This window comes from Edwardsiella sp. A.80236 (assembly GCF_044540725.1).
Lineage (GTDB): Bacteria > Pseudomonadota > Gammaproteobacteria > Enterobacterales > Enterobacteriaceae > Edwardsiella > Edwardsiella tarda.
Window position 1 is genome coordinate 1 of the sequence record NZ_JBIUCY010000038.1, and the last position, 5,911, is coordinate 5,911.

The following is a 5,911-nucleotide window of genomic DNA, read 5'->3' on the forward strand; positions in this document are numbered from 1 at the left end:
GTAAGTTGGCAGCATCACCGGTTTGCTATCCAGGGACATTACTGGCGGGAAGTCAGTATTGAACAACTGGTCGCCGATGATATTGCCATGTAAAAAAAGCCGGGAATTCCCGGCTTTTTAACGTCACTTAATTATAAACTAATTCCCACGTTGCCCAGCTGGTAATCGGCCCGCTGGTGGCGCTTTTCGGCGTTGGCGAAACATAGCCAACGTAATAGGTGAACAGGCCGCCGCTGACCGCGCTTTCCTGCAAACGCACCTGATTTTGCTGCGGGTCCGCCGGGACAATTTTATTACTCTTATCCAGCGTATTATTATCGTTAGTCGATAGCGCCAGATAAATATTCTGCGCTCCATCCGGCAAGGTATTGGCCAGATACCCGGCGTTTTCGTTACCGACCGCCGTCAGTAAAAAACCATCGACCCAGCGCACGCTGACCCGACGCACCTCATCCTGCGAGGCTGCCCCACCATCATGGCGCAGCTGGCAGTTTGACAGTGCCAGGGTAAACGGCTGCGGTTTCATAAACGCCCCGGCACCGCGATCGTGGACTTCCGCCAGGCTGACCGGCGCCAGCCAGACATTACCGCTGCCGGCATGCTGGCCGCCGTTTAGCGCGATGCTACAGGAAATATCCGTCACCCGCCCGGCAAAATCGACCCGTCCGCGATCGTAATTGGTCTCAAAACCCCACGCCGAGGGGGCGGCGAGGCTGCCGCAAAATAGCAGCCACGCGATAGTGTTTTTCGGCAATCCCTTCATTCCCCCTCCCGTATTAATCGTACGTCAGGTTAAAGATCATATGCGACTCCACCTCGCCGGTGCTGGTCGTCGGGCCATACTGATAAAAACGCGCGTGCAGCGGTATGGTGATGTAGCGGGTCTCCTGATTATTCAAGCGGCCGACGGTGTATTTCTTATTAAACTGCAGCGGGGAGCCATCCTTCAGCACCTGGATGCCAATGCCTTTCGCCACCCCGCTGCCGGCTTTTTCATTCAGCAAGGCGCCCATGGTAGCGGTAGTGCTGGTGGCCAGGGTACCGGAGAACGAGGTGCTAATGTTGGCATATCCCGTTTCACTTAGGCCGCCGCTGCACTGCAGGTCGATATTAAAATCCTTCCCGCCGGCGGTGGTGCCGACCCCTTTCAGGTCGGTGCGCCGGATGGAACCCACATCGACATTCATATTTTTCCCGCTCAGCACTGAACAGGAGGGCGAGACCACGGTGATGGCGTTGGCGCTCAGATAGGTTTCGAGGATCGGGTTACCGCCGCTCTCCCAGTCGTAGGAGGTGTACTTACCCGCCGCCAGGGTGCCGCTGCCGGTGGTTGCCGCGGTTTTGATAATCTCCAGCGTAAAGCGCGACCCTTCGAGGGAATAGTTGGTGGTGTTATATACCCGGGACGAAAAGACGTCGGGATAGACGATATTTACCGTTGCGCCGCCGCGGCTGAAACGCATGCCGATTCCCGGCACGTTGGTGGAGTAGATTTTATTTCCAAGGTCCGTGGCCCCTGGCGACACGATCTTCGCCGCAAAGCGGTTGGTGCCGGAAGTACAGCGATAGCTTGCCCCGCCGGGAGCGCTCATCGTCCAGCCGCGGGTAAGGATCACCGAGCCCACCGGCAGATCCGAGGGCACCACCACCCTGCCCACCACCATGTCCAGCATCACCGTTGGCGATGAGAGACGCGTACAGGAGGCCCAGGACGAGGTGGTTCCCAGCGCCATTAAGACGATAAAAAGCGTTAGTAATTTCCTCAGCGACATACGCTATCCTTTGTTGTTTGCTGTCCCAGATCCACCGAACACTGCCCGCCGCTCCACTTCACAATCGCGCGTTTGGCGTTCGCATCGCTGATAAACATCATGCTGCCCTGGCCGACAACGCCGATCTCCTTGCCGTCGGGGGAGAAAATACTTGCCGCAAACGGCAACGGCTCGTGGTTCGCCTGGCGCGCCTGCAGGGTGAGGTTGTTCTGCACCTTAGTGCCGAACGCGACCTTAACCACGCTGCCTTCCCACGGCACAACCTGCGCCACGGTGCGATCGAAGGCCACGTCGTCATGGCTGCCTTTCGGGTCGATTTCCACGGCGTTAATCCGGTACGGGCGCAGATACGGCAGGATGGCGTAACCATTGCTGTCCACACGGGTGCCCGGCGATCCCGGAAGCATCGCCCCGGCCGCGTCTTTGGCTTCAATCAGGGCCATCGTCGAGCCGCTTTCCGGTGAGAGCACCACGCCGCCGCTGTGGGCGATCATCGTCCCGCTGGCGCCAATGCCGCTCTGACGATAGCCTTCGCCCTGGCTGTAGCTGCCGTTGAGGGTGGTCCATGGCGTACGGTAGCTGCCGTTGAGCGCCACATCATGCTGACCGCCGGTGGCGGTGGTGGTCGACACGCCGTAGTTAAGGTTGTTTTCACTGTCCAGCGAACCGTTGATACCAATCTGCGAGCTGGCAAAGCGCGAGTTATTGAACGAGGTGTTCGACGTCAGGTTGGCGGTGCGGTTATCGCCAAACCACAGCGGGTAGCTGAAGTTGAGTGAAATACGATCGTCGCGACGATGACCGGAGCTGTCTGGCGTATAGACGCGCTGCGCGCTCGCCGACCAGGAGAGACGACCAAATGAATTGTTGTAGCTGACCTGATACTGCTTCTCGGTCCCGGAGCGGTTCCAGTAATCGGAGATACGGCCGCTGAGATAAAACCCGCCCCAGCCGTCCGGCAGGTTCTGGTTCACCGTGAAGGTCATGCCGTTTTTTTGCCGCCACAGGGTGTAGTTGCTGCGACTATTTTTTTCCTGATCGACGGCGTACAGCGCGTCGTTGAGGTTGTAATAACCTTTCGTCGAGTAGCGATACGCCGCCAACACGATGCTGGTCTGGGTATCGGTAAACATGCGGTTAAAGGTCGCGCGATAGCTCTGACCCGAGTCATCATGGGCATCGCTCTTCAACCGCGAATGGGTGACGTCAAAAGAGAGCGCGCCGATGCCGGTGTTCATCCCTGTCCCCACCAGGAAGGCCTGATAGTCGTCAAAACCGGTGACCCCGGTGTAGCCGGTCAACAGATTGTTGATCCCGTGCTGCCAGGTCGCCTGATAGAGCATCGGCTTGTTGCGCAGCGCGCTGTCGTCCACTTTACCGGCGGAGAGCGCGTAGCGGGTCATTCCCGGACGCAGCAGCTGGGCGACGGAAGCGTAAGGCACGCTAAACACTTCTACCGAGCCATCCGCTTCTTTCACCGAGACCTCAAGATCGCTGCCATAGCCGGAAGGATAGACATCCTGCAGGGTAAACGGTCCGGGCGGAACGGTGGTCTGATAGATAATATTGCTGCCCTGGCGCACGGTGACGAGGGCGTTGCTCTGCGCCACGCCGCGAATTTCCGGAGCATACGAGCGCATGCCGTCCGGGAACATATTGTCATCGGTGGAAAGATTAACCCCGCGCAGACCGATAGTGTCGAAAAATTCACCATTGGTGAAAATCTGCCCGCCGCTGACGATGGAGTTGAGCTGTGGGATAGGGCGCTGGAGATAGGTCTGGTTGCTGTTCCAGTGCGCTTTACCCTGCTGCTGCTGCCAGTTCAGGTTGCCGATGTGCTTCAGCAGCCAGCCGTCCCACGACAGACCGGCGTTGACGCCCAGATAGGCGCTGCTGTTATCCGACCCGCCTACCGAAGAGGTATGGCTGTTCCAGGCGTTCGCCATCCAGCCAAGATTGAGCGCGGTAATACCTTTGTCCCAGAACTCCGGGCTGACATAGTTTTTCAGGCGTTGATCTTCATAGATCTGCGGTACCGAAATGTTCAACCGCAGGGAGGACTGGACCAGGTTGTCTTTGACGTTTTCTTCGTTGCGCCAGGATTTGAGGCTACCGCAGTAGCCCTCCTGCTCGCTCAGCTGCGGATTGAGCTTTTCCGCCGCGATGCCATATTGGGCCAGCATCGCTTTGGTGTAGCAGACGCCCAGCCGACCATCTTTATCGCGCGCGATGCGTAAATCGTAGCGCCCTTTCCACTCGTCGTTGGTGTAGACGTCAAGGGAGTAAGTGCCTTCGGTAATCGCGCTGGTCGAAAAGCGCGACAGATCGACCTTTTCGCGACTGCCGACAATAAAGCCGTCGTTAAACTGATATACCGTTCCCGGGTTTTCCTGTCCGCTGGAAAATGGCGGAAAGCAGCACAGCGCGATGGCGATCGCGGTGCTTAATCTTCCCGGGCAGAATGACCTCTGCTTCATTAGCTTTTCCCTTATTTAACGGCCACTTTCACTGCGACATCGGCGCCATAGTCATTAATGTTGTTAACGGTCAGGGTTTCGCCGCGGTTGACGGCGGAGGAGAGCGCCACCGTCTGGCTGGACTGCGGCGCCAGCATCACGGTTTTACTGTTCAGGGCTTTACCGCCGTCGCGGGAAATACGGCTGACGGTAATGTAGAACGGCGTCGGGTTGTTGATGGCGAGACTACTGCCGCTGGCGGTCAGGGTCAGCTTCTCGGCCGCCGCATCGCGGTTGCCCAGTCCGGCAGGACGATAAATAAATTTAAAGCGCGAACGGATCGCCAGCTGCAGCACGTTCTGGCCTTCATTTTTCTGATTGGCCACCACCGGCGGAATTTCCAGCAGATTCAGCCACCACAGCGTCTCTTTATCTTTCGCCAGACCGGCGCTGCTACCGAGCTTAATACGCAGCGTCTGGCCGCTCTTGGCGTCAACGCGCGAAATCGGCGGGGTGATAATAAACGGGGTGGTAATGGTATCCGGTGTGGCATCGGCATCGCCGTTATCCAGCCAGGCCTGCGCCAGCGCCGGACGGTCGGCGTTATTTGAAAGCTGTACCGTTATTTCTTTTTCATTTCCTGGATAAATAAAGCGGGTACCGTTAACAATAATATTGTTGGCATGGGCCGCAAAACTAAAAATGAAACAGAAAAAAAGGACAATACGCTTCATGCTGACCTCAGAATAAAAATACAAGCGGCGGACATTGCCGCTTTATTATTGTTATTAACTGCCCCATCGCGGGGCAGTTTTATTTTCTGACGGAATTACTGGTAAGTAATTTCGTAAGTCGCGTAGCTGTTAACCACACCGGTGGTTACCGTGGCCGGCGCGCTGGTGGCGTAGCCTACGTAGTAGGTGAAACGCGCGCCATCAGCTACAGCGGAAGCGTCGCCTTCCGCTTTCGGCTGAGTGCTGTCACCCGGGATGATTTTGTTGGTCAGCGCGGTAGCGTTGTCAGTAGACAGCACCAGCTGGATGTTCTGAGCACCGGAAGCTTCGGTGTTCGCCAGGTAGCCCTGTTGTTTGCTGGTTGCGCCAGCCAGCAGGTTACCGCCGGTCCAGTTCACGCCCAGTTTGATTACGTCATCCTGTTTAGTGCCATCAGCAGCCTGGCAGTTAGAGACGTCAATGGTGAAAGATTTCGGTTTCAGGTAAGTATCCGCTTCTGCCGCTTTAACTTCAGTCAGGGTTACCGGAGACAGGTAAACGTTCGCATCGCTGCCCTGGCCGTTAACGGAAACAGTACAGGATACATCGGTAACTTTACCGAAGAAATTAACCTGGCCGCCGCCAACAGTGGTATCAGCTGCATGGGCAGCAGTCATGCCAAAAAACGCGGTTGCCATTGCTGCAGAGAGAAGAACCTTTTTCATTGCCATTTCCTTGTCAGAGTGAATTACGAATCAATGAGCACACTGTGAATTCGCATAGAACCAGAAACATCAGGCGATGCTGATTTATGCCACTGCTAATAGAATCTTCGGCTGACCGGGAGCCGCAATATTTAAGGCGTCAGGTAACGAACCTAAAAATATAAGTTCGCTGGTGCTATCGGCGTCAAAGAATGCTATTTATTCGCCGAAAAATATACATTTTTTCGGTGATGCTGGCAACCTAA

Annotated in this window: 6 protein-coding genes; 1 reads left to right on the forward strand and 5 read right to left on the reverse strand. The window is 56.2% G+C overall.

Annotation, left to right across the window (positions count from 1 at the left end; all coding sequences use genetic code 11):
- The coding region (locus tag ACEQFP_RS17065) for a hypothetical protein (protein WP_265498213.1) at window positions 1-93 on the forward strand (93 nt) is incomplete at its 5' end.
- Between the two features lie 34 nt (window positions 94-127).
- Here ACEQFP_RS17065 and mrkF read toward each other — a convergent pair.
- From mrkF to mrkA, 5 genes are all read right to left on the reverse strand, one after another.
- Window positions 128-763, reverse strand: a complete 636-nt coding sequence (mrkF, locus tag ACEQFP_RS17070; protein ID WP_000677445.1) for a type 3 fimbria minor subunit MrkF — start codon at window positions 761-763, stop codon at window positions 128-130.
- 13 nt (window positions 764-776) lie between these two features.
- Window positions 777-1,772: a type 3 fimbria adhesin subunit MrkD gene (mrkD, locus tag ACEQFP_RS17075; protein WP_265498932.1), complete on the reverse strand. Its 996-nt coding sequence runs from the start codon at window positions 1,770-1,772 to the stop codon at window positions 777-779.
- Window positions 1,763-4,249 carry a type 3 fimbria usher protein MrkC gene (mrkC, locus tag ACEQFP_RS17080; RefSeq protein WP_000813718.1) on the reverse strand — a complete coding sequence of 829 codons (2,487 nt, stop codon included), beginning with the start codon at window positions 4,247-4,249 and terminating at the stop codon, window positions 1,763-1,765. The genes mrkD and mrkC overlap by 10 nt, the downstream gene beginning before the upstream one ends.
- A gap of 11 nt (window positions 4,250-4,260) precedes the next feature.
- Window positions 4,261-4,962 (reverse strand): type 3 fimbria chaperone MrkB, encoded by a 702-nt coding sequence (gene mrkB / locus ACEQFP_RS17085; protein WP_265932344.1) that lies wholly within the window; start codon window positions 4,960-4,962, stop codon window positions 4,261-4,263.
- A 95-nt stretch (window positions 4,963-5,057) separates the two neighbouring features.
- A complete protein-coding gene (mrkA, locus tag ACEQFP_RS17090) occupies window positions 5,058-5,666 on the reverse strand; it encodes a type 3 fimbria major subunit MrkA (RefSeq protein WP_396464362.1) in 609 nt (202 codons plus the stop codon).
- Window positions 5,667-5,911: the final 245 nt, after the last annotated feature.

Bases quoted from the DNA above. Each gene is read 5' to 3' on its own strand.
- mrkF (WP_000677445.1), bottom strand. From the start codon at position 763: ATGAAGGGATTGCCGAAAAACACTATCGCGTGGCTGCTATTTTGCGGC.
- mrkD (WP_265498932.1), bottom strand. From the start codon at position 1,772: ATGTCGCTGAGGAAATTACTAACGCTTTTTATCGTCTTAATGGCGCTG.
- mrkC (WP_000813718.1), bottom strand. From the start codon at position 4,249: ATGAAGCAGAGGTCATTCTGCCCGGGAAGATTAAGCACCGCGATCGCC.
- mrkB (WP_265932344.1), bottom strand. From the start codon at position 4,962: ATGAAGCGTATTGTCCTTTTTTTCTGTTTCATTTTTAGTTTTGCGGCC.
- mrkA (WP_396464362.1), bottom strand. From the start codon at position 5,666: ATGAAAAAGGTTCTTCTCTCTGCAGCAATGGCAACCGCGTTTTTTGGC.